Here is a 21641-nt window from a genome sequence, read left to right on the forward strand (position 1 = left end):
GCAGGCAACAGGAAGCCCATGCCGCTGAAACCAGGCTTCAGCGGGCGGGGCATTACAGTGGGGATCAGGGGTGGGTCAGGCGACGGCTGACCACATCCAGCAGCACCTGGGCGCCCTGGATCAGTTGTGCGTCGTCGGTATGCTCGCGCGGGTTGTGGCTGATGCCACCCTGGCTGGGCACGAAGATCATCGCGGCGGGGGCAATGCGGGCGATCATTTGCGCGTCGTGGCCGGCGCCAGAGGTCATGCGTCGGTGGCTGAAGCCGAAACGCTGCGCCGAGGCTTCTATGGCATCGGCCAAGCCTGCGTCGAAGATCACCGGTTCGAACCGCACCAGGCGTTCGGTGGTAATGGTCACCCCTTCACGCTCGGCGAGCGCCTCCAGGTATTGGCTCAGGCGGTTTTCGGCGTAAGCCAGGCAAGTTTCGTCGGGGTCGCGCAGGTCGACGGTGAAGGTGGCCTTGCGCGGGATGACGTTGATCACGTTCGGCTCGAACTGCATGCAGCCCACCGTGGCCAGGGTCGTGCCGGAATCCACGGCCATGGCGCGCAACTCGGCAACGATGGCACTGGCGACGAAGCCTGCGTCATGACGCAGGTGGGTCGGCGTGGTGCCGGCATGGTTGGCGTGCCCTTTCACCTCTACTTGCTGCCAGGAAATGCCCTGCAGGTTCTCGACCACGCCAATCAGGGTGTTCTCGGCGTCGAGGATCGGCCCCTGCTCGATATGCAGTTCGAGGTATTCATGCGGCACGATGGCGCCAGGCTCCAGCGTGCCGGCATAGCCGATGCGCGCCAGTTCATCGCCAAGCCGCGTACCGTCGGTGCCAAGGGTGTCCAGCGCCTGCTGCAAGGGCAGGCCGCCGGCATATACCAGTGAGCCCATCATGTCGGGCTGGTAGCGCACACCCTCTTCATTGGTGAATGCGCCGACCGTGATCGAACGCTCAGGCAAGCGCCCGGCATCACGGTAGGCCCGAATCACCGCCAACCCGGCCAGCACGCCATAGCAGCCATCCAGGGCTCCGGCGTTGGTGACGGTATCGATGTGCGAACCCATCATCAGGGGGCGTTGCTCACCGCTGTCGGCGGCAGCGCGCAAAGTACCGAAAATGTTGCCGATGCGGTCGACCTGCACGTCGAGGTCAAGTTCGCGCATCCAACCGACCAGCAGGTCGCGCCCGGCCTTTTCGGCATCGCTCAGGGCAATCCGGGTACGCCCGCCGTGGGTGGCGTCAGCGCCTACCTGGCCGAGTGCACGGATCTGCTGCAGCAGCAAAGCGCCGTTCAGTTGCAGTGGGGTACTCGCATTCATCAACCGTTTCTCCCAGGGGTGCAAAGCCTAGGCTCTACAGGTTGTTTTTGTTCATGGGAGAATTCTATTCGCTCACCATGTACGAAAAGCTTGATTTTTGGCCTTCGCACGCACTTTTATTACGCATTCCCGGCGTTTACCGCTGTTTACCTACAGAGGCCCCTTCATGCCCCTCGATCACTTCGACCTGGCCCTGCTCGATGCCATGCAGCGCGACGCTGGTACTTCACAGCTGGACCTCGGTGCGCAGGTCAACCTGTCCTCGGCTGCGGTCAATCGGCGGTTGAAGAAGCTGGCGGCCGACGGCGTGATCCGTGGCACGGTGGCACAGGTGAACCCGGAGCAGCTTGGGTACACGCTGACGGTGATCACCGAGGTTGAAGTGGAGAACGAGCGGCTGGACCTGCTGGACGAGATGAAACGCACCTTCCTCGCCTGCCCGCAGGTGCAGCAGTGCTACTACGTGGCCGGGGAATGCGATTTCGTGCTGATCATGCTGGTGCGCCACATGGAGCAGTACACCCAGCTGACGCGCGAACTGTTCTTCGAGAGCAACAACGTCAAGCGCTTCAAGACGCTGGTGTCGATGAGCAATGTGAAGACGGGCATGTTCGTGCCGACCCTCACGCCTTGAAGCCTTTATTGCGATTGCGATCCCCTGTGGGAGCGGCTTTAGCCGCGAAGAATCCAACGCAGTGCATGGCACCGGCTGCGCCGGTGTTCGCGGCTAAAGCCGCTCCCACAGGGGCCCTGCTAATTCAATAAGTGCAGTTCCCTTGGAGCGGCCTTGCTCACGCAGAGTTTGCCTGCGGCAGCGTGGACTGGCACAGATGGCCGTGTCGCTGGGGGTTGGCGTGACCTGGTACAGCCCAATGGGGCCGTTGAGTTTCAGCCTGGCGGCACCGCTGAAGAAGCCGGACGGGGCAGAAACCCAGATCATCGGTTCTCGCTGGGGCAGACCTTCTAATCCCTGATGCCGTAACGCGCAGGCGTTGAGCATTACCCGCTTTTACTCCTGCTTAACCCAAGTTGACAGTGACCTTGCTTAAGCTGGCCAGGACTCGTACCCCGCCCAGCAGGACATGCCCATGCCACCCTTCACACCATGCTTCCCCACTTCACTGCGCCCCGACGAAGTCCCGGTCGCGCTACTCGACCTGGTCCAGCAGCGCCTGGCCGGGCTGCTCGGCCCGCGCTTCACCGTGGTACTGGGCGGTAGTAGCAACGGTGCCGGGGTCAGCCACTACCACCTGGCAATCCAGCACAACCAGAGCGGTGTTTCCCTGGAGGACACCGGCGCCGTCGGCACCGGCTTCATCGAGCGCCTGCTGCGCATGGCCACCCAACTCAAGGCCATGCTCGACTCGGCCACGTTCAGCAGCATGGGCAGCGACGACCCGCGCCGCCCACTGGTGTGGATCAGCGAGCTGGCCAGCCCCAAAGAAATGATTACAATGCATGCCCCAACCTGAAATATGTTTTTCCCATGAAATCACTGCTTTACGCCGTATCCTTACTGTTTTCCTTTACCCTACCCGCCCTTGCCAGCCCACCGGCGACCTTCACCGAAGCCAAGGTGGTGGCCAAGCAGAAGGTGTACATGGACCAGGCCAGCAGTGCCATGGGCGACCTGTACTGCGGTTGCAAATGGGCCTGGGTGGGCAAGTCTGGCGGGCGTATCGATGCTGCATCATGCGGCTACCAGACCCGCAAGCAGCAGAACCGCGCCGAACGCACCGAATGGGAACACATCGTGCCGGCCCATACCTTCGGCAACCAGCGCCAGTGCTGGAAGAACGGTGGCCGCGAGCATTGCGTGGATGACGACCCGGTGTTCCGCGCCATGGAGGCCGACCTGTTCAACCTGTACCCGGCTGTGGGCGAGGTCAACGGCGACCGCAGCAATTTCAACTACGGCATGGTTGCCGGCAATGCAGGGCAATACGGCCAGTGCTCCACCAAGGTCGACTTCGTGCAGCGTGCTGCCGAACCACGTGACGAAGTGAAAGGCCTGGTCGCCCGCACCACCTTCTACATGTACGACCGTTACAAGCTGAGCATGTCGCGCCAACAGCAGCAGTTGCTGATGGCCTGGGACAAACAGCACCCGGTTTCGGCTTGGGAGAAGGAGCGTAACCGGCGCATTGCCGCGATCATGGGGCATGCCAACCCCTTCGTGACCGGGGAACGCAAATGGACTGCCAACTACAAGCCGGTCGGCGGCGGTGTGGTGCAGGCGGTGCCGGCGAAGGCCGCCAAGCCTGAGGCCAAGCCGAGCCTGGCCAGTACTGGGTCGGTGGGGGCGGTGCTTGGCAACCGCAACAGCCACGTCTATCACCTTTCCGTCGGCTGCCCGGGCTATACCCAGGTTACCGCGAAGAACCAAGTCACCTTCGCCACCGAGGGTGAGGCGCAGGCAGCGGGTTATCGCAAGGCGGGCAACTGCCGCTGATCGCTTTGTTCGGGGCCTGCGCGGCCCCCTTTGCAATCGGCCTTGCGTCGCGAGCGGGCTGCACGGCAACCCCCTGGGATGACCACCCGTCGCCCAGACGGCACCCCACCTCCCGCCTCCAGCCCAACGAATGACAGATCATCCGCTAAGGAGACGTTCCATGATCCGCATTCGCCCCTTCTCTCTGTGCCTTGCCCTCGCCCTGGCCAGCGTCACTGGCACCAGCTTCGCCGCAACCGACACAGACACCGATAGCCGCCCGCAAACCGACCAGCAGGGTGGCAAGACCGCCGGTGAAGACAGCAGCGTCAACAGCCCTGGCAGCAGCAAAGCCAACGACAGCAGCGACACCGGCAGCAACAGCGATGCTGCCGACGGCGCCGCTGGCGGCTCCAACAGCACCGGCGAAGCCACCGGCTCCGGCGCCGGGCATTCGGGGGGCACCGCCGAGGACCAGGACAGCCATTGAGGCCGGCCTGGGCTACACTGCGCCGGAACGCCCTGCCGAGGATTCACCATGAACCTCAAAACCTGGCTGCTCACCGCCCTGCTGCCATGCAGCGCCTTGGCCGTCGCCGGCGGCCAGGGCGCGCTGTCGATCAGCTCATCTTCTTTCACCGATGGTGGCGTGATCGCCTTGCAACAGGTTGGCCCGGACCCGGCCTGCGGTGCTGGTGAAGAGCGCACTCCGCAACTGAGCTGGGAAAACCTCCCCGCAGGCACCCAGTCGCTGGCACTGATCATGTTCGACCCAGACGGCGGCAAAGGTATTGGCGTGGTTCACTGGCTCGCCTACAACATCGACCCGGCCCAGGATGGGCTGAAGGAAGGCGTCGCAGGGCTGACCGGGCAAGGGGTGACGGTGGGGCGCAATTCGCGGGGCACGCTCAGCTACCGAGGCCCCTGCCCACCCGCCGGCGACAACCCGCACCACTACGCGCTGACGCTGATTGCCACCGACCTGCCATTGGGCACCCTGCCCGAAGGCCTGGACCGCAGCGGCCTGCTGCAACTGCTGCAAGGCCACGCGCTAGGGGCGCAGAGCCTGGTCGGGCGCTATGGCCATTGAACCAAGCGGTACAGGAACAATTGATCACCGCCATAGCATTTATCCATTGAATGGCTCAGCCGAACTGAAGTAAGCTCGGGCTCATTCACTGGAGAGCAACATGCCGAAACACACCCGCAACCACGCCAACCACACCGGTCGCACCCTGCGCCCTGTGCTGGCCGTTGCCGGCTGCGTGGCACCTGCCAGCTATTACTTCGGGTATTGGTTTAGCCACTAGGCGCCGATACCCACACGGCGCCCACCTTCGAGGGGCCGCCGAACATGAGAATACTCAAACCCCCGGTCGGCTCCCCGACCGGGGGTTTTGCTTTTCAGGCCTTTGAACAACACCGATTCACATTGAGGACAGATTCATGAACTACGCCACCTATTACTACGCCAACACCTTCGCCTGGCGATTTAGCCAATCCCGTTCGGGCCAGCCTGCCGCCTCCGTTCGGTCTTGCACAGGTGGCAATGCAGCAACCAATACGAATTCAACGATCTGTCGAACACCTCGATAGGGCCGACCACGCGGGCCAGAACCCGCCGTCCGCCCAGGGAAAAACGCCATGCAAGCTTCCAGCCTCGCCCTGACCCAGCCGCAAGCAGCCAACACCACCGTCAGCCAGCGCCTGCCCAGCCCGCACCTGCTCAAGCAGCAAATGCCGCTGTCGAGCGAACTTACCCAGCAAGTCCATGCCCACCGCCAGGCCATCCGCGACATCCTCGAAGGCCGCGACCAGCGCCTGCTGGTGATCGTTGGCCCGTGCTCGATCCACGACCCGCGCTCGGCCCTGGAATACGCCGACCGCCTGGCCGCCCTCAGCCGCGAAGTCGACGACAAGCTGCTGTTGGTGATGCGCGCCTACGTCGAAAAACCCCGCACCACGGTCGGCTGGAAAGGCCTGGCCTACGACCCGCACCTCGATGGCAGCGACGACATGCACGCCGGCATCGCCCTGTCCCGCGGGCTGATGCTGAACATGATCGAACGCGGCCTGCCGGTCGCCACCGAATTGCTGCAGCCAATGGCCGCCGGCTACTTCGATGACCTTCTGGCCTGGGCCGCGATTGGTGCGCGCACTACCGAGTCGCAAATCCACCGCGAAATGGTCAGTGGCCTGGAGTTGCCGGTCGGCTTCAAGAACGGCACCGACGGTGGCATCGCCATCGCCAGCGACGCCATGCGCAGCGCCGCCCATCCGCACCGCCACTTCGGCATGGATGCGCAAGGCTACCCGGCCATCATCGAGACCTTGGGCAACGCGGACACCCACCTGGTGCTGCGCGGCGGCCACAAGGGCCCGAACTTTGACGCCGACAGCATCGCCATGGCCCGGCAGGCGCTGGCCAAGGCCGGGTTGCAGGCGCGGATCATGGTCGATTGCAGCCATGCCAACAGCGGCAAGGACCCGGCGCGCCAGCCGGCGGTATTCAACGATGTGCTGGAGCAGCGCCTGGCTGGCGACCGCTCGATCGTCGGGGTGATGATCGAAGGGCACCTGTTCGACGGCTGCCAGGTGCTGGGCAAGGGCGCGCTGAAATACGGCGTGTCGATCACCGACGGTTGCCTGGGCTGGGCCTCGACCGAAACCCTGTTGCGCGAGGCGGCACAAAAACTCTAGGCAGCGGGTTGCAAGCCTGGCGAGACATACCCCGGACAAGTGCGCTAGGCTTGCCTTTTTTACCCCAAGGAGCAGTATCCATGGCCCGTGCAACCGCCCGCCACATCCTGGTCAGCAGCGAAGACAAATGCAACGAACTGAAAGCCCAGATCGAAGCAGGCGCCGACTTCGCTGAAATCGCCAAAGCCAACTCCACCTGCCCGTCCAGCCGCCAGGGCGGTGACCTGGGCTCGTTCGGCCCAGGCCAGATGGTCAAGGAATTCGATACCGTGGTGTTCAGCGCCCCGGTCAATACCGTGCAAGGCCCGGTGAAGACCCAGTTCGGCTACCACTTGCTGGAAGTGACCAGCCGCCAGGACTAAGTCCGCGCAGCCGATGAAATCCCTTGTGGGAGCGGGTTTACCCGCGAATGCGCCTGATCAGGCAACGGCGTTGCATGGACGGACGCATTCGCGGGTAAACCCGCTCCCACAGGTCTTGTGTTGGCTGTTTTTGCTTTGCATTGGCGTCAACGCCGACGCCGCCTCCACCCACGCCCTCACAGTCTACGGCGAAGCCCCCCGCTACAACGCCAGCTTCCAGCATTTCGACTACGTCAACCCCGACGCCCCCAAAGGTGGCATCCTGCGCCGTTCGGCCATCGAGATCGGCCAGTTCGACCATATTCTGCCGTACATCGACAAAGGCATCGGTGTCAGCGAGGTCGATGGCCTGCTGTACGCACCACTGGCGGTGCGCTCGTTCGATGAACCCTACACCGTCTACGGCCTGATCGCCCGGCGCATGGAGCGCGGTCCGGAGGATGCCTGGTTGCGGTTCGAGATCGACCCGCGCGCCACATTCGCCGATGGCAAGCCAGTGCGCGCCGAGGACGTACGCTTTACCTTCGAGCTGCTGATGAGCAAGGGCAGCCTCAAGTACCGCACCCAGTTCGCCGATGTTGCCGCCGTTATCGTGGAAAGCCCGCACAGCGTGCGCTTCGACTTCAAGCCCGACCACGGCCGCACCCTGCCGCTGGACCTCGCCAGCCTGCCGGTACTGCCCGAGCACGACTGGCAGCAGCGCGATTTCGCCAACGGCGCCGGCTTCGACAAGCCGGTCGGCAGCGGGCCGTACCGTATCGGGCGCATCGACAACGGCCGCAGCATCACCTTCGAGCGCGACGCCAACTGGTGGGCGCGCAATCTTCCGGTCAGCCGTGGCCGCTACAATTTCGCCAAGCTGCGCATCGAGTACTTCGGTGATACCGAAGTGGCGCGACAGGTGCTCAAGGGCGGCGGCTACGATTACAACCGCGAATTCTCCGCCACCGCCTACACCCTGGGCTACAACGGCGCGCAACTGGACGACGGGCGCCTGCAGCGCGCCCACCTGGGCCCGGCCAAACCGCAGGTGGCCCAGGGCTTCGTGTTCAACCTCGACCGGCCGCAGTTCAAGGACCGCCGCGTGCGCCAGGCGCTGGGCATGCTGTGGGACTACGAATGGAGCAACCGGCAGATGATGCGCAACATGTACATCCGCCAGCAGAGCGTGTTCTCCAATACCCCGCTGGCTGCCCGCCAACTGCCGGATGCCGGCGAGTTGAAACTGCTCGAACCTTTGCGCGGCAAGGTGCCGGACGAAGTCTTCAGTACCGTGTTCACCGCCCCGGTCACCGATGGCTCGGGGATCGTCCGCAAGCAACAGCTGGAGGCACTGGCGCTGCTCGAACAAGCCGGCTGGCGCCCCGAGGGCGACCGCCTGGTAAACAGCCAGGGCACGCCGCTGGCGTTCACCTTCCTCAACGGCCAGGCAGGCATGGAGCGCCTGTTGCTGCCGTGGAAGCGCAACCTGGCACAGATTGGCGTGACACTGGACATCCGCAACGTCGATTCGGCCCAGTACGTCAACCGCCTGATGGCACGTGACTACGACATGATCGTGACCGGCTACCCGGTCACCCTGTCGCCCGGCGCCGAGCTGTACAACTATTTTGGCTCGGCAGCAGCCCACGACCCTGGTTCGAACAACCTGATGGTGCTGCAGGACCCCGCCGTGGACCACCTGATCGACGGCCTGGTGCGCGCCGACAGCCAGGCCGACATGCTGCACCACGCCCATGCCCTGGACCGGGTGCTGCAATGGAACTACTACTGGATCCCCAACTACTACCCACCCGGCAGCTCCACCGCCTGGTGGAACCGCTTCGGCCTGCCCAAGGTCCAGGCTGCCTATGACGAAGGCCTGGACACCTGGTGGGAAGTCAGCCCCACCGCGCTGACCAACGCGCAAATGGCCGAACGCCGGAAGTCCTCGCCATGACCACCTACATCCTGCGCCGCCTGTTGCTGATCATCCCGACCCTGCTGGCGATCCTGCTGGTCAACTTCGCCATAGTCCAGGCTGCACCGGGCGGCCCGGTGGAACAGGCGGTGGCACGCCTGCAAGGCATCGGCGGCGGCGCTCCTGGTGCCCGGGCCGAGGTGGTGCACGGCGAGTCACGAGCCACCCGTGGCCTGGACCCGAAACTGATCGAGGAAATCAAGCGCCAGTACGGCTTCGACAAGTCCGCCCCCGAGCGCCTGTGGTTGATGCTGGGCCAGTACGCCCGGCTGGACTTCGGCAACAGCTTCTTCCGCGGCGCCAAGGTCACCGACCTGATCCTCGACAAGTTGCCGGTCACCCTGTCGCTGGGCTTCTGGGCCACGCTGATCACCTACCTGGTGTCGATCCCGCTGGGCATCCGCAAGGCGGTGCGCCATGGCAGCCGCTTCGATGCCTGGAGCAGCGCGCTGATCGTGGTCGGCTATGCCCTGCCCTCGTTCCTGTTCGCCCTGTTGCTGATCGTGCTGTTCGCCGGCGGCACCTCGCTCAGCTGGTTCCCGGTGCGCGGCCTGGTCTCGGACAACTTCGACGAGCTCAGCCTGCTGGGCAAGGTCGCCGACTACTTCTGGCACCTGGTGCTGCCGGTCGGCGCCCTGGTGATCGGCGGCTTCGCCACCCTGACGCTGCTGACCAAGAACGCCTTCCTCGACGAGATTTCCCGGCAATACGTGGTTACCGCCCGCGCCAAGGGCCTGAGCGAGCGCCGGGTGCTGTATGGCCACGTGCTGCGCAATGCCATGCTGCTGGTGGTGGCCGGGTTGCCGCAGGCGTTGATCACGGTGTTCTTCGCCGGCTCGTTGCTGATCGAGGTGATCTTCTCGCTCGATGGCCTGGGCCGCATGAGTTACGAGGCGGCCGTGTCGCGGGATTACCCGGTGGTGTTCGGCACGCTGTTCATCTTCACCCTGGCGGGCCTGCTGATCCGCCTGATCGGTGACCTGTCGTACACCCTGCTCGACCCGCGTATCGACTTCGACACGAGGGCACACTGATGCTTTCGCCGATCTCGCGTCGCCGCCTGCAACGCTTTCGCCGCAACCGCCTTGGCTGGGTTTCGCTGTGGCTGTTCGCCGCCCTGCTGCTGCTGAGCCTGTGTGCCGAGCTGGTGGCCAACGACAAACCGCTGCTGCTGGGCTACAAGGGCGACCTGTACGTGCCGGCGCTCAAGCGCTACACCGAGCAGCAGTTCGGCGGCCAGCTGCCGTTCCAGCCTGATTACCGCAGCGCCTACGTACGCCAGCTGATCGAGCAGCAAGATGGCTGGATGCTGTTCGCACCGATCCCGTTCAGCGCCGATACCCCCAACTACGACCTGCAGGTGCCCACCCCCAGCCCGCCGAGCGCAAGCAACTGGCTGGGCACCGACGACCAGGGCCGCGACGTGCTGGCCCGGGTGCTGTATGGCATGCGGGTATCCTTGCTGTTCGCCTTCGCCCTGACCGTGGTCAGCGTGCTGATCGGGGTGGTGGCCGGTGCCCTGCAAGGCTATCACGGCGGCTGGGTCGATCTGGTCGGCCAGCGCCTGCTGGAAGTGTGGTCGGGGTTGCCGGTGCTGTACCTGCTGATCATCCTCAGCGGCTTCGTCGAGCCGGACTTCTGGTGGCTGCTGGGGATCATGGCGCTGTTCTCCTGGCTGACCCTGGTCGATGTGGTACGCGCCGAGTTCCTGCGCGGTCGCAACCTGGAGTACGTGAAGGCCGCAAGGGCGCTGGGGTTGCCAGACAGCCAGGTGATGCTGCGGCACATCCTGCCCAATGCCATGAACGCAACGCTGACCTATGTGCCGTTCATGCTGACCGGGGCGATCACCACCCTGACTGCACTGGATTTTCTCGGTTTCGGCATGCCGGCCGGGAGTGCTTCGCTGGGTGAGCTGGTGACCCAGGGCAAACAGCACCTGGAGGCGCCATGGCTGGGCTTTACCGCGTTCTTTGCGCTGGCGGTGATCCTGTCGCTGCTGGTGTTTATCGGGGATGCCTTGCGCGAGGCGTTCGACCCCAGGGGATAGGTTTTCAGGTCTGGCCTCTTCGCGGGCTTGCCCGCTCCCACAGGTACCCCGCAGTCCTCAGGATTTGTGGTGACCCTGTGGGAGCGGGCAAGCCCGCGAAGAGGCCGGCCCTGCTTTTACAGATTTCAGGATTTCTACCCATGCACGACAGCGACAGCCTCAAGGACTACCCCCAGGTACGGCAACTGGCCATTCGCTCGCTGTTCGAGATCATCGAACAGTCCAGCGAAGGCACGGTGATCGTCGACCGCCAGGCGCGCATCGTCTGGATGAACGAACGCTACGCCCGGCGCTTTGGCCTGGCCGACGCCGCCAGTGCCATCGGCCAGCCGTGCGAGGCGGTGATCCCGGGCAGCCTGATGCGCGAGGTGGTGAGCAATGGTCGGCCGATCCTGCTGGACATGCTCGACACCCCGAACGAGCCGCTGGTGGTAATGCGCCTGCCCATCCACGACGACCAGGGTGCGCTGATCGGCGCCATCGGCTTTGCCCTGTTCGATGAGTTGCGCAGCCTGTCGCCGCTGCTCAAGCGCTACTCCAGCATGCAGCAGGAACTGGCCTCGACCCGCTCGCAGTTGCGCGCCCGCCAGGCCAAGTACAGCTTCGCCCAGTTTGTCGGCAGTAGCGCCACCAGCCTGGAGGCCAAGCGCCGCGCCCGGCGTGGTGCAAGCAGTGATTCGCCGGTGTTGCTGCTGGGCGAAACCGGCACCGGCAAGGAGCTGCTGGCCCATGCCATCCATGCGGCGTCGGCGCGGGCCCACAAGGCGTTTGTCAGCATCAACAGTGCGGCAATTCCCGAGACACTGCTGGAAGCCGAGTTCTTCGGCACCGCCCCCGGCGCCTTTACCGGCGCCGACCGCAAGGGCCGCAGCGGCAAGCTGCAGCTGGCCGAAGGCGGCACGCTGTTCCTCGACGAGATCGGCGACATGCCGCTGGCCCTGCAGAGCAAGCTGCTGCGGGTGTTGCAGGAGAAGGAGTACGAGCCGGTAGGCTCGAACCAGATGCTGCGCAGTGATGTGCGCATCATTGCCGCCACCTCCATGGACCTGCAGGCGGCCATCGCCCGCGGGGCATTCCGCGCCGACCTGTATTACCGGCTGAATGTGCTGCCGATCGAGGTGCCGCCCCTGCGGCAGCGGCTGGAAGACCTGCCGGCGCTGTGCGAGGCCATCCTGGGCGAACTGGGCAGCCAGTATGAGCTTGAGGCCGAAGCGCAGCAGCTATTGGCGCGGCATGCATGGCCGGGGAACATTCGCGAACTGCGCAATGTGCTGGAGCGGGCCACGCTGCTGGCGGATCAGCCGCGGCTGGGGGTGGCGGATCTACGGGCGGCATTGGGGCCGTTAAGCCCGGTGGCGGGTGAACCTGTGCGGCAGACTTACCGTGAGGCCTGTGAGGCATTTGAGCGCGAGCTGATTGCCGGGGCACTGGCCGAACATGGGGGAAATGTGCCGGAAGCTGCATCGGCGTTAGGCCTCGGGCGCTCGACGCTGTACAAGAAGATGGTAGCGCTCGGTCTCTAATTGGAGACTTATGTTTCCGTTTTGAGATTGCCGCGAGGGCTTCGCCCTCGATCGCGACACAAGGCCGCTCCTACAGGAGATCGCGGTGCACTTGTAGGAGCGGCCTTGTGTCGCGATGGGCCGCAAAGCGGCCCCGAAATCTCAAAACAGAGACAAAAAATCAGAAAAAAACAAAATACCCATATAAATCAACAAGTTAAAAACTGGCACGATTCCCGCTATCTCCTGCTCACCGATAAAAACAAGACTCACCCAGGAGACCCACCCGATGACCGTGCTCATCGCCCTCGCCGCTCTGGCCCTGCTGATGCTGGCTGCCTACCGCGGCTACAGCGTAATCCTCTTCGCCCCCATCGCCGCCCTCGGTGCGGTACTGCTCACCGACCCGTCCGCCGTGGCCCCCGCATTCACCGGGGTGTTCATGGAGAAAATGGTCGGTTTCATCAAGCTCTACTTCCCGGTGTTCCTGCTGGGGGCCGTGTTCGGCAAACTGATCGAACTGTCCGGCTTCTCGCGCTCGATCGTCGCTGCCGCCATTCGCGTGCTCGGCACCCGCCAGGCGATGCTGGTTATCGTGCTGGTCTGTGCCCTGCTCACCTACGGCGGCGTGTCGCTGTTCGTGGTGGTGTTCGCGGTGTACCCGTTCGCCGCCGAAATGTTCCGCCAGAGCAACATCCCCAAGCGCCTGATCCCGGCAACCATTGCCCTGGGCGCCTTCTCGTTCACCATGGACGCCTTGCCCGGCACACCGCAGATCCAGAACATCATCCCCAGCACCTTCTTCAACACCACCGCCTGGGCCGCGCCCTGGCTGGGCCTGATCGGCACGCTGTTCGTGTTCTGCGCCGGCATGGCCTACCTGCAGCGCCAGCGCAACAAGGCCCAGCGCGCCGGCGAAGGCTATGGCAGCGACTTGCGCAACGAACCGGAAACCGCTGCCGACCTGGCGCTGCCCAACCCGTGGCTGGCCCTGTCGCCGCTGCTGCTGGTGGGGGTGATGAACTTGCTGTTCACCCACTGGATCCCGCAATGGTATGGCCCCAGCCACAGCCTGCAACTGCCCGGCATGAGCACGCCGGTGCAAAGCGATGTGGCCAAGCTCACGGCCATCTGGGCTGTGCAGGCGGCGTTGCTGGTGGGCATCCTGATGGTGCTGGTGTGTGCCTTCGGCGCCATCCGTACCCGCCTGGCCGAAGGCACCAAGAGCGCCGTGGGCGGTGCCTTGCTGGCGGCCATGAACACCGCCTCGGAATACGGTTTTGGCGCGGTGATCGCATCGCTGCCGGGCTTTCTGGTATTGGCCGACGCCCTGCGCGGCATCCCCAACCCACTGGTCAACGAAGCCATCACTGTGACCCTGCTGGCTGGTATCACCGGCTCGGCCTCGGGCGGCATGAGCATCGCCCTGGCGGCCATGGGCGACAGCTTCATCGCCGCCGCCAACGCCGCCAACATCCCGCTCGAAGTGCTGCACCGGGTGGCCGCGATGGCCAGCGGTGGCATGGACACCCTGCCACACAACGGTGCGGTCATCACCCTGCTGGCCGTGACCGGGCTGACCCACCGCGAGGCCTACAAGGACATTTTCGGTATTACCCTGATCAAGACCCTGGCGGTGTTCGTGGTCATTGCCACGTTCTACGCCACCGGCATCGTCTAAGGAGCTTTGCATGACCCTCAAAGGCAAGACCGCACTCGTCACCGGTTCCACCAGCGGCATTGGCCTGGGCATTGCCCAGGTGCTGGCCCGCGCAGGCGCCAACATCGTGCTCAACGGCTTCGGCGACCCAGCCCCGGCGCTGGCCGAGATCGCCCGGCACGGGGGGAAGGCAGTCCATCACCCGGCCGACCTGTCGGACGTGGCCCAGATCGAAGCGCTGTTCGCCCTGGCCGAGCGCGAGTTCGGCGGCGTCGACATCCTGGTCAACAACGCCGGGATCCAGCACGTGGCGCCGGTGGAGCAGTTTCCGCTGGAGAGCTGGGACAAGATCATCGCCCTCAACCTGTCGGCCGTGTTCCACGGTACGCGCCTGGCCCTGCCCGGCATGCGCGCGCGCAACTGGGGGCGCATCATCAACATCGCCTCGGTGCATGGCCTGGTCGGCTCCACCGGCAAGGCGGCCTATGTGGCGGCCAAGCACGGCGTGGTCGGCCTGACCAAGGTGGTAGGCCTGGAAACCGCCACCAGCAACGTCACCTGCAATGCCATCTGCCCTGGCTGGGTGTTGACCCCGCTGGTGCAGAAGCAGATCGACGATCGTGCTGCCAACGGTGGCGATCCGCTGCAAGCACAGCACGATCTGCTGGCAGAAAAACAGCCATCGCTGGCCTTCGTCACCCCCGAACACCTGGGTGAGCTGGTACTATTCCTGTGCAGCGAGGCCGGTAGCCAGGTTCGCGGTGCCGCCTGGAACGTCGATGGTGGCTGGTTGGCCCAGTGACGGGCGGCCTGGGCCTGGCGACGGTCTTGCATTCGTTTATCTGCAAGGAGGCCCTATGCGCCCAACCCCGATGACCGCGATCCTGGCCCTGACCCTGGCTGCCGCCGCACCCGCGATGGCAGCCAGCCTGAAGGACGTCGCGCCCTACCCCGAGGCGGAAAAAGGCTTCATCCGGCAGGTCATCCACCTGCCGGCCCAGGCTGATGAATCGGCCTATCAACTGGAAATCCTCGCCGGCAAGACCCTGAAGGTGGACTGCAATCGCCAGCGCCTGGGCGGCAGCCTGGAGGAACGTACCCTGGAAGGCTGGGGCTACAGCTACTACCGCCTGGACAAGGTCAGCGGCCCGGCCAGCACACTGATGGCCTGCCCCGATGGCAAGAAGACCGAGGCCTTCGTGCCGGTGGTCGGTGAAGGCTTCATGCTGCGCTACAACAGCAAGCTGCCGGTGGTGGTGTATGTGCCCAAGGATGTCGAAGTGCGCTATCGCGTCTGGACCGCGTCGCAGGACGTGCAAAAGGCTAAAGTAGAGTAAACGGCGCGGCATTCTGTGCCGCGCAGAGCCGTTCGCGATTCTTGTAGGAGCGGCCTTGTGTCGCGATAGGGCCGCAGCGCGGCCCCAGGATTTCAGCGTTACAGCAGAAATTGCCGGGGCTGCTTTGCAGCCCGATCGCGACACAAGGCCGCTCCTACAGAGGAAGGCCTACATCCGGCAGCAACAGGAGGTTCGGCATGAACGATGTGCTCTGGCGCCCCTCCACGGCGCAGATCGAGGCCAGCCGGATGGATGCCTTCCGCCGCCGGGTCAACCTGCGCTACAACCTGCAACTCGACGACTACCAGGCGCTGCACCGCTGGAGCATCGAGCAGCGCCCTGCCTTTTGGCAAACCCTTGCCGACTATTTCCACGTTCACTGGCATACCCCGCCGAGCCAGGTGCTCAGCGAAGGGCCGCAGATGCCCGATGCCCGGTGGTTCACCAACGCCACCCTCAACTTCGCCGAACACCTGCTGCGCCGCCGCGACGACCGCCCGGCCCTGGTCGCAGTGCGCGAAGACGGCCAACGCCAGCTGTTCACCCATGCCCAGCTGGCCGCCCAGGTAGCTGGCCTGCAAACAGCCTTCAAGGCCGCCGGCATCGTCCCCGGCGACCGGGTAGCCGCCGTCATGCCCAATACCTGGCAGACGCTGGTGGCCATGCTTGCCTGCACCAGCCTCGGTGCGGTGTGGTCCAGCTCCTCGCCCGAGTTTGGCGTACATGGCATCATCGACCGCTTCGGTCAGATCGAGCCCAAGCTGCTGATCGCCTGCGCCGGATACCAGTACGCCGGCAAGGCCATCGACCAGGTGGAAAAGGTCAACCAGGTGTGCGCGCAACTGCCCGGGCTGGAACGGCTGATCGTGGTGCCCCATACCCGCAGCGGGACGCGCGCCGACGAGTTCCAGGCCGCCAACGTCAGCCTGTGGGACGAGTTCTTTCAGCCCGGCGGTGAACCCCGCTTCACCCCGCTGCCCTTCGATCACCCGCTGTACATCCTGTATTCCAGTGGCACCACCGGCGTACCCAAGTGCATCGTCCACCGCGCTGGCGGCGTGTTGTTGCAACACCTGAAGGAACATGGCCTGCACAACGACCTGAAGGCCGATGACGTGCTGTTCTACTACACCACCTGCGGCTGGATGATGTGGAACTGGCTGGCCAGCGGCCTGGCGGTGGGCGCCACGCTGGTACTGTACGACGGCTCGCCCTTCCATCCCGGCCCCGAGCGGCTGCTGGACCTGATCGACGCCGAAGGCATCCAGGCCTTCGGCACCAGCGCCAAGTACCTGGCGGCGCTGGAGCAGGCGGGCCTGGAGCCTGCGGCAAGCCATCGCCTGGCGCGCTTGCGCCTGCTACTGTCCACCGGCTCGCCGCTGTCGCCACACAGCTACGACTACGTGTACCGCAAGATCAAGGCCGACCTGTGCCTGGCGTCGATGTCCGGCGGCACCGATATCGTCTCCTGCTTCGTGCTGGGCAACCCGACCCTACCAGTGCGCCGTGGCGAGATCCAGTGCAAGGGCCTGGGCATGGCGGTGGAAGTGTGGGACGAGCATGGCCAGCCGGTGCAGGGCGAAAAAGGCGAGCTGGTGTGTACGCGCAACTTCCCGTCCATGCCGCTGGGGTTCTGGAAGGATGCGGACGGCAGTCGATACCACGATGCCTACTTCAGCCAGTTCCCGGGGGTATGGGCCCAGGGCGACTATGCCGAACAGCGTGCCGATGGCGGGCTGGTGATTCATGGCCGCTCCGACGCCGTGCTCAACCCCGGCGGGGTGCGCATTGGCACGGCGGAGATCTACCGCCAGGTAGAAAAGGTCGAGCAGGTGCTGGAAAGCGTGGCCATCGGCCAGGACTGGCAAGGCGATGTGCGGGTGGTGCTGTTCGTTCGCCTGCGTGACGGCCTGCAGCTGGATGAGGCCCTGCGCCAGCACATCCGCCAGGTGATCCGCCAGTACACCACGCCCCGCCATGTACCGGCGGTGATCGCCCAGGTCGATGACATCCCGCGTACCATCAGCGGCAAGCTGGTGGAATTGGCGATTCGCAATGTGGTGCATGGCTTGCCGGTGAAGAATACCGATGCCCTGGCCAACCCCGAGGCGCTGGAGCAGTTCCGGGATCGTGTCGAATTGCGCGGGCCAGCGTAGTCGCAAGGGGCCACTTTGTGGCCCATCGCCGGCAAGCCAGCTCCCACAGGTACAGCGCAGATTTCGAGATTTTCGCCGTCCATGTGGGAGCCGGCTTGCCGGCGATGGGCTGCATAGCAGCCCCAAGTGCTTATTTGGCAGGCATTGGGCATAATGCCGCCATTTTCTCTCCCGAAGCACAGGTACCCCATGAAAGCCCAAGCCCGCCACATCCTGGTCAAGACCGCTGACGAAGCCGAAAAGCTCAAGCAGCGCATCGCCAATGGCGAGGCTTTCGACGTGCTCGCAAAAAAGTTCTCGATCTGCCCTTCGGGCAAGCGCGGCGGCGACCTGGGTGAAATCCGCCCCGGCCAGATGGTCGGCGCCATCGACCAGGTGATCTTCAAGAAACCTCTGCGCGTGGTTCACGGGCCGATCAAGAGCAAGTTCGGCTATCACCTGGTGCAGACCTTCTACCGCGACTAAGCGCGGCGCGCAGCCAGCAGCCCGAGGCCGGCGCAGCCCAGTAGGGAGGCGCTGACCCGGTTGAACAGCCGGCGTGGGCCGGGCTGGCTGAACCAGCGCTGCAGGTACGCCCCCAGGCCGGCGTAGATGGCGATGGCGGCCCATTCCAGCAAAATGAACAGCACACCCAGCCAGAGGAACTGCTCGCTCACCGGGGTGGCGCTGCCGACCGAGACGAACTGCGGCAGGAAGGCGGTGAAGATCAGGATCGCCTTCGGGTTGCCGGCAGCCACCCAGAACTCCTGGCGTACCAGGCGCCAGGTGCCGCGGGGGTGATCACTTGCCACCACCGCCTCGCCCACCGGTGCCCGCCACAGTTGCCAGGCGATATAGAATAGATACGCCGCCCCCACTACCTTGATGGCCAGGAACAGGTATTCGCTGGTGTGCAGCACCACTGCCAGGCCCATGGCCGCCAGGGCGATCATGCCGCTGAAGGCGACGATACGCCCGCCACCGGCCACGCAGGCCGTGCGCAGGCCGTAACGGCTGGCATTGTGCAGCGACAGCAGGTTGTTCGGCCCCGGTGCCATGTTCAGGGCGAAACAGGCGGGGATGAAAAGCAGCAGGCTTGAAAGGTCCATTATTGTTTTCCTTTGGCAACAGGCGTCTATTTCGGCGGGTAGCGGGCCTTGCGGTCAAGTTACAGCCAGCGGAAAAAACTGTATGGTTGCGCGGCGCCTGATAAGCTGCCGGGCATATCGAGGACCCTGTGATGCCCCGTTCCCATGCCGCGCTGTGGCGCGACCCGGCCCTGCCGCATGTCGAAAGCCGCCGCGCCTGCCATAGCCGCGCCTGCTACAAGGCCCACAGCCACCCGACGTTTTCAATCGGTGTGGTGGACGCCGGCCACAGTCATTTCACCGGTGCCGGCAACGGCCAGCAACGCTTGACACCCGGCTCGCTGGTACTGGTCCCGGCCCGCCGGGTACATGCCTGCAACCCCGAGCCCGGGCAAGCGTGGAGCTACCAGATGTTGCATGTGAATGCCGACTGGCTGGCACAGCTGCACCTGGAGTCCGGGCTGGAGGGTGCCGGGCCCGGCGAGCCGGCACGCATCTGCCAGGTGCCGGAGGTGTATCGGCAGTTCTGCGAACTGAACAGTCTGCTGTTCTCCAACGCCAGCAGTGGTGAGAAGGATGCGGCGCTGATTGCCTTTCTGGGTGACCTGGACTTTGCCAGGCACGCGCCGCTGGCACCGGCACCGGCCCTGGGGGCGACCGCGTTGAGTGGGCTGATCGCCCACATCGAAGGCCAGGACCCGGCGCAGTTGAGCCTGGCGGTACTGGCCCGGCAGGCCGGGCTTGGGCGCTACCAGTTGATTCGCGCATTTCGCGCGGCCACCGGGTTTACGCCGCATGCCTACCTGCTCAATGCCCGGGTCAACCGTGGGCGCCAGTTGCTGGGGGAAGGGCAGGCCCTGGCGGAGGTGGCCTATAAGCTCGGGTTTGCCGACCAAAGCCATTTCCAGCGGGTGTTCAAGGCCCACGTGGGGGTGACGCCGGGGCAGTATCGGGGAGATTGAAGGCCTGCGCGGCCTCTGTAGGAGCGGCCTTGTGTCGCGAAAGGGCTGCGCAGCAGCCCCGGCAATCTGTGCTGCGGAGCTGAAAACCTGGGGCCGCTTCGCGCCCCATCGCGACACAAGGCCGCTCCTACAGGGGCCTGCAATATTGTTCAATACGGCATGAGCGCCGAGGGGCAGAGTCAGGCTTTACGCCAGAGCAACCTCACCCAATGCAACAATTCCTGATCATCGCCCTCGCCCACTTCCTTGCCCTGCTCTCTCCCGGCCCGGACTTCTTCCTGGTCGCACGCACCTCGGTCAACGCCGGCTGGCGCATCGCGAGCGGTGCCTGCCTGGGTATCGCCCTGGCCAATGGCGTGTTCATCGCCATGGCTTTCACCGGCCTCTCAGTACTGCAGGAAGGCAGTCTGCTGTTCACCATCCTGCAACTGGCCGGCGCCGGCTACCTGCTGTACATCGGCACCCTGTTCCTGCGCCATGCCGGGCAAACCAGCTTGGGCGCAGTCGCTGGCAAGCAAACAGTTCAAGGGTGGTGGCGGGGATTGGGCATGGGGTTCCTGTCCGGCATTCTCAATCCCAAGAATGCGCTGTTCTATGCCAGCCTGGTCAGCATGGTGGCCACTGCCAGCGTTGCCTGGAAAGCAACCTGTGCCCTGTGGATGTTCGGCATCGTGCTGCTATGGGACCTGCTGGTTGCGATAGCCATCGGCAACCCGCTGGTGCTGCGGCGCTTCGCCCGCTGCCTGCCGAGGCTGGAGCGGGCCTCCGGGGTCATGCTGGTGCTATTGGCTGTGGCACTGTTGTTTCATCTGGCCTGGGGCTGACCAGTTGCAGGGTCCGCATGTCCATCAAGGTGAAATGGCCACTGGCCCAGCCCCCGGTGTCCAGGTGCCAGACGTTGCCCAGCAGCTTGGCCTCCAGTACCGGCGTGTGGCCCACCAACAAGGCACGCAGCCCCTGCACGGGCTGGGTATCGCCTACCTTCAGCCGCCGCCGTGACCATTGGCATACTTCCCGTACCTTGGGGTCGTCATCCAGCTCCAGCCAAGTCCTCAGCACCGTCCAATCGGCATACGGGCTGTCGGCATGCAGCAGGCCTACCAGGCCCGCCGCACTTTCAACTTCTATCGCAATCGGCAGTTGCTCGAAGCGCTCCACGAAACCCAACTGCCGGGCCCGCGGCAGGTCCAGAAACCAGCCGCCGCCAGCGGCGCGATACATTTCCAGGTCGAGCCGCCCGCCGCGAACGCGGGTGATTGCCAGGGCCTCGTGGTTACCTTGCACGGCATGGAACCAGGGCTGCGCCAGCCATTCCAGCGCCGCCTCGCTGTCTGGGCCACGGTCGACCAGGTCACCCACGCTGAACAGCCGGTCCACGGCCGGATCGAACCCCACCGCATCCAGGCATTGCTGCAGGCGCTGGAAATGACCATGGATATCGCCAACCGCAAGGTCACGCCCCCGCAGGTTGGCAATCAGACGCCGAAACCGTGCCATTACAATCTTCCTCTGCCGTAGCGCCATGCCAAGGGTAAAATGGAGGCATGCGCAATCTGCCCCGGAGGTGCATCATGCGTACCACCCTAGTGTGTGCCGTGCTCATGGCGCTGTCACTGGACAGCATGGCACAAGGTACCCCGGCCGCGCAGGTCGAGGTACGTTTCGACCATCCGGAAAAATTCCGCGATGCCAGCCTCGACAGCCACGGGTACGAGCGTGGGGCCGATGCCTATGTGATGAAAACCCTGACCCAGTACCTGCAGAAGCTTGGCCAACGCTACCTGCAACCCGGCCAGCAACTGGTCATCGATATCCGCGACATCGACCTGGCCGGGCGTTTCGAGCCCTGGCACGGCCAGGCCTACGATGTGCGTTTCATGCGTGAAATCACCTGGCCGACCATCGACCTCAGCTACACCCTCAGCCAACCGGGCAAACCCGACCAGCAGGCGCAGGAGCGGGTCAGCGACAAGATGTATCTCAGCCGCCCGGGCCGGGTCACGAGCAGCAGCGACTGGTTGTATGCCGAAAAGGCCATGCTCGACGACTGGTTCCGCCAGCGCTTCGCCGTCCACTCGGCTTCCTGAATATCCCTTCACTGGAACAGGCGATGGTGCCGGTAGTATGCTCGGCCCTTCA

General features: G+C 64.6%; 22 protein-coding genes and 1 pseudogene. 20 read left to right on the forward strand and 3 right to left on the reverse strand.

Translation table 11 applies throughout. From position 1 onward, the window contains the following. Positions 1-64: 64 nt before the first annotated feature. The gene (locus tag R9B85_RS00260) at positions 65-1315 is read right to left on the reverse strand and encodes a Zn-dependent hydrolase (protein WP_112253405.1); all 1251 of its coding nucleotides are present in this window, start codon (positions 1313-1315) and stop codon (positions 65-67) included. A gap of 166 nt (positions 1316-1481) precedes the next feature. Between R9B85_RS00260 and R9B85_RS00265 the strand changes: the two genes are divergently transcribed. The 17 genes and pseudogenes from R9B85_RS00265 to R9B85_RS00345 all read left to right on the forward strand — a co-directional run bounded on the left by R9B85_RS00265 (position 1482) and on the right by R9B85_RS00345 (position 17938). Next, positions 1482-1949 (forward strand): Lrp/AsnC family transcriptional regulator, encoded by a 468-nt coding sequence (locus R9B85_RS00265; RefSeq protein ID WP_112253404.1) that lies wholly within the window; start codon positions 1482-1484, stop codon positions 1947-1949. A 193-nt stretch (positions 1950-2142) separates the two neighbouring features. Further along, a pseudogene (locus R9B85_RS00270) lies at positions 2143-2282 on the forward strand (BamA/TamA family outer membrane protein); the annotation flags it as partial. A gap of 121 nt (positions 2283-2403) precedes the next feature. Next, positions 2404-2787, forward strand: coding sequence for a hypothetical protein (locus tag R9B85_RS00275; protein ID WP_112253403.1), 384 nt, complete (start codon positions 2404-2406; stop codon positions 2785-2787). 14 nt (positions 2788-2801) lie between these two features. Further along, positions 2802-3767: an endonuclease gene (locus tag R9B85_RS00280; RefSeq protein ID WP_207877847.1), complete on the forward strand. Its 966-nt coding sequence runs from the start codon at positions 2802-2804 to the stop codon at positions 3765-3767. A 160-nt stretch (positions 3768-3927) separates the two neighbouring features. Then, the gene (locus R9B85_RS00285) at positions 3928-4236 is read left to right on the forward strand and encodes a hypothetical protein (protein WP_112253401.1); all 309 of its coding nucleotides are present in this window, start codon (positions 3928-3930) and stop codon (positions 4234-4236) included. Positions 4237-4284: 48 nt separating this feature from the next. Next, positions 4285-4836, forward strand: coding sequence for a YbhB/YbcL family Raf kinase inhibitor-like protein (locus tag R9B85_RS00290; protein WP_207877849.1), 552 nt, complete (start codon positions 4285-4287; stop codon positions 4834-4836). A gap of 554 nt (positions 4837-5390) precedes the next feature. Then, entirely contained in the window at positions 5391-6446 is a 1056-nt protein-coding gene (locus R9B85_RS00295) for a 3-deoxy-7-phosphoheptulonate synthase (protein ID WP_207877851.1), read from the forward strand. An 80-nt stretch (positions 6447-6526) separates the two neighbouring features. After that, positions 6527-6808 (forward strand): peptidylprolyl isomerase, encoded by a 282-nt coding sequence (locus tag R9B85_RS00300; RefSeq protein WP_003248318.1) that lies wholly within the window; start codon positions 6527-6529, stop codon positions 6806-6808. 13 nt (positions 6809-6821) lie between these two features. Beyond that, positions 6822-8747, forward strand: a complete 1926-nt coding sequence (locus R9B85_RS00305; protein ID WP_423770714.1) for an extracellular solute-binding protein — start codon at positions 6822-6824, stop codon at positions 8745-8747. After that, positions 8744-9802, forward strand: a complete 1059-nt coding sequence (locus R9B85_RS00310) for a microcin C ABC transporter permease YejB (RefSeq protein WP_112253398.1) — start codon at positions 8744-8746, stop codon at positions 9800-9802. The genes R9B85_RS00305 and R9B85_RS00310 overlap by 4 nt, the downstream gene beginning before the upstream one ends. After that, positions 9802-10818 carry an ABC transporter permease gene (locus tag R9B85_RS00315; RefSeq protein ID WP_112253397.1) on the forward strand — a complete coding sequence of 339 codons (1017 nt, stop codon included), beginning with the start codon at positions 9802-9804 and terminating at the stop codon, positions 10816-10818. Before R9B85_RS00310 ends, R9B85_RS00315 begins: the two co-directional genes overlap by 1 nt. Before the next feature lie 140 nt (positions 10819-10958). Continuing rightward, a complete protein-coding gene (locus R9B85_RS00320) occupies positions 10959-12341 on the forward strand; it encodes a sigma-54 interaction domain-containing protein (protein WP_207877857.1) in 1383 nt (460 codons plus the stop codon). 268 nt (positions 12342-12609) lie between these two features. Then, entirely contained in the window at positions 12610-14001 is a 1392-nt protein-coding gene (locus tag R9B85_RS00325) for a GntP family permease (RefSeq protein WP_112253395.1), read from the forward strand. Between the two features lie 10 nt (positions 14002-14011). Continuing rightward, positions 14012-14782, forward strand: a complete 771-nt coding sequence (gene hbdH, locus R9B85_RS00330) for a 3-hydroxybutyrate dehydrogenase (RefSeq protein WP_112253394.1) — start codon at positions 14012-14014, stop codon at positions 14780-14782. Between the two features lie 55 nt (positions 14783-14837). Beyond that, positions 14838-15317: a serine protease inhibitor ecotin gene (eco, locus tag R9B85_RS00335; protein ID WP_112253393.1), complete on the forward strand. Its 480-nt coding sequence runs from the start codon at positions 14838-14840 to the stop codon at positions 15315-15317. Between the two features lie 197 nt (positions 15318-15514). After that, the gene (locus R9B85_RS00340; protein WP_112253392.1) at positions 15515-17473 is read left to right on the forward strand and encodes an acetoacetate--CoA ligase; all 1959 of its coding nucleotides are present in this window, start codon (positions 15515-15517) and stop codon (positions 17471-17473) included. Positions 17474-17662: 189 nt separating this feature from the next. Then, positions 17663-17938 carry a peptidylprolyl isomerase gene (locus tag R9B85_RS00345; protein WP_016715601.1) on the forward strand — a complete coding sequence of 92 codons (276 nt, stop codon included), beginning with the start codon at positions 17663-17665 and terminating at the stop codon, positions 17936-17938. Here R9B85_RS00345 and R9B85_RS00350 read toward each other — a convergent pair. After that, positions 17935-18561, reverse strand: coding sequence for a LysE family translocator (locus tag R9B85_RS00350; protein ID WP_215520856.1), 627 nt, complete (start codon positions 18559-18561; stop codon positions 17935-17937). The two genes, R9B85_RS00345 and R9B85_RS00350, sit on opposite strands and share 4 nt — an antisense overlap. A 131-nt stretch (positions 18562-18692) precedes the next feature. Here R9B85_RS00350 and R9B85_RS00355 point away from each other — a divergent pair, with 131 nt between their 5' ends. Both R9B85_RS00355 and R9B85_RS00360 read left to right on the forward strand, forming a co-directional pair. Then, complete coding sequence (locus R9B85_RS00355) at positions 18693-19502, forward strand: helix-turn-helix domain-containing protein (protein WP_423770715.1); 810 nt, start codon at positions 18693-18695, stop codon at positions 19500-19502. A 209-nt stretch (positions 19503-19711) separates the two neighbouring features. Then, positions 19712-20326: a LysE family translocator gene (locus R9B85_RS00360; RefSeq protein WP_207877863.1), complete on the forward strand. Its 615-nt coding sequence runs from the start codon at positions 19712-19714 to the stop codon at positions 20324-20326. On the opposite strand, the gene R9B85_RS00365 is transcribed toward R9B85_RS00360, so the two are convergent. After that, positions 20274-20999: a metallophosphoesterase gene (locus tag R9B85_RS00365; protein ID WP_112253388.1), complete on the reverse strand. Its 726-nt coding sequence runs from the start codon at positions 20997-20999 to the stop codon at positions 20274-20276. The two genes, R9B85_RS00360 and R9B85_RS00365, sit on opposite strands and share 53 nt — an antisense overlap. A 74-nt stretch (positions 21000-21073) precedes the next feature. On the opposite strand from R9B85_RS00365, the gene R9B85_RS00370 reads away from it, so the two are divergent. Then, positions 21074-21589, forward strand: a complete 516-nt coding sequence (locus tag R9B85_RS00370) for a DUF3016 domain-containing protein (RefSeq protein ID WP_423770716.1) — start codon at positions 21074-21076, stop codon at positions 21587-21589. Positions 21590-21641: the final 52 nt, after the last annotated feature.

Source organism: Pseudomonas sp. NLJ1, from assembly GCF_049486705.1.
Classification (GTDB): domain Bacteria; phylum Pseudomonadota; class Gammaproteobacteria; order Pseudomonadales; family Pseudomonadaceae; genus Aquipseudomonas; species Aquipseudomonas inefficax.

Bases quoted from the DNA above. Each gene is read 5' to 3' on its own strand.
- R9B85_RS00260 (WP_112253405.1), bottom strand. From the start codon at position 1,315: ATGAATGCGAGTACCCCACTGCAACTGAACGGCGCTTTGCTGCTGCAG.
- R9B85_RS00265 (WP_112253404.1), top strand. From the start codon at position 1,482: ATGCCCCTCGATCACTTCGACCTGGCCCTGCTCGATGCCATGCAGCGC.
- R9B85_RS00275 (WP_112253403.1), top strand. From the start codon at position 2,404: ATGCCACCCTTCACACCATGCTTCCCCACTTCACTGCGCCCCGACGAA.
- R9B85_RS00280 (WP_207877847.1), top strand. From the start codon at position 2,802: ATGAAATCACTGCTTTACGCCGTATCCTTACTGTTTTCCTTTACCCTA.
- R9B85_RS00285 (WP_112253401.1), top strand. From the start codon at position 3,928: ATGATCCGCATTCGCCCCTTCTCTCTGTGCCTTGCCCTCGCCCTGGCC.
- R9B85_RS00290 (WP_207877849.1), top strand. From the start codon at position 4,285: ATGAACCTCAAAACCTGGCTGCTCACCGCCCTGCTGCCATGCAGCGCC.
- R9B85_RS00295 (WP_207877851.1), top strand. From the start codon at position 5,391: ATGCAAGCTTCCAGCCTCGCCCTGACCCAGCCGCAAGCAGCCAACACC.
- R9B85_RS00300 (WP_003248318.1), top strand. From the start codon at position 6,527: ATGGCCCGTGCAACCGCCCGCCACATCCTGGTCAGCAGCGAAGACAAA.
- R9B85_RS00305 (WP_423770714.1), top strand. From the start codon at position 6,822: ATGAAATCCCTTGTGGGAGCGGGTTTACCCGCGAATGCGCCTGATCAG.
- R9B85_RS00310 (WP_112253398.1), top strand. From the start codon at position 8,744: ATGACCACCTACATCCTGCGCCGCCTGTTGCTGATCATCCCGACCCTG.
- R9B85_RS00315 (WP_112253397.1), top strand. From the start codon at position 9,802: ATGCTTTCGCCGATCTCGCGTCGCCGCCTGCAACGCTTTCGCCGCAAC.
- R9B85_RS00320 (WP_207877857.1), top strand. From the start codon at position 10,959: ATGCACGACAGCGACAGCCTCAAGGACTACCCCCAGGTACGGCAACTG.
- R9B85_RS00325 (WP_112253395.1), top strand. From the start codon at position 12,610: ATGACCGTGCTCATCGCCCTCGCCGCTCTGGCCCTGCTGATGCTGGCT.
- hbdH (WP_112253394.1), top strand. From the start codon at position 14,012: ATGACCCTCAAAGGCAAGACCGCACTCGTCACCGGTTCCACCAGCGGC.
- eco (WP_112253393.1), top strand. From the start codon at position 14,838: ATGCGCCCAACCCCGATGACCGCGATCCTGGCCCTGACCCTGGCTGCC.
- R9B85_RS00340 (WP_112253392.1), top strand. From the start codon at position 15,515: ATGAACGATGTGCTCTGGCGCCCCTCCACGGCGCAGATCGAGGCCAGC.
- R9B85_RS00345 (WP_016715601.1), top strand. From the start codon at position 17,663: ATGAAAGCCCAAGCCCGCCACATCCTGGTCAAGACCGCTGACGAAGCC.
- R9B85_RS00350 (WP_215520856.1), bottom strand. From the start codon at position 18,561: ATGGACCTTTCAAGCCTGCTGCTTTTCATCCCCGCCTGTTTCGCCCTG.
- R9B85_RS00355 (WP_423770715.1), top strand. From the start codon at position 18,693: ATGCCCCGTTCCCATGCCGCGCTGTGGCGCGACCCGGCCCTGCCGCAT.
- R9B85_RS00360 (WP_207877863.1), top strand. From the start codon at position 19,712: ATGCAACAATTCCTGATCATCGCCCTCGCCCACTTCCTTGCCCTGCTC.
- R9B85_RS00365 (WP_112253388.1), bottom strand. From the start codon at position 20,999: ATGGCACGGTTTCGGCGTCTGATTGCCAACCTGCGGGGGCGTGACCTT.
- R9B85_RS00370 (WP_423770716.1), top strand. From the start codon at position 21,074: ATGCGTACCACCCTAGTGTGTGCCGTGCTCATGGCGCTGTCACTGGAC.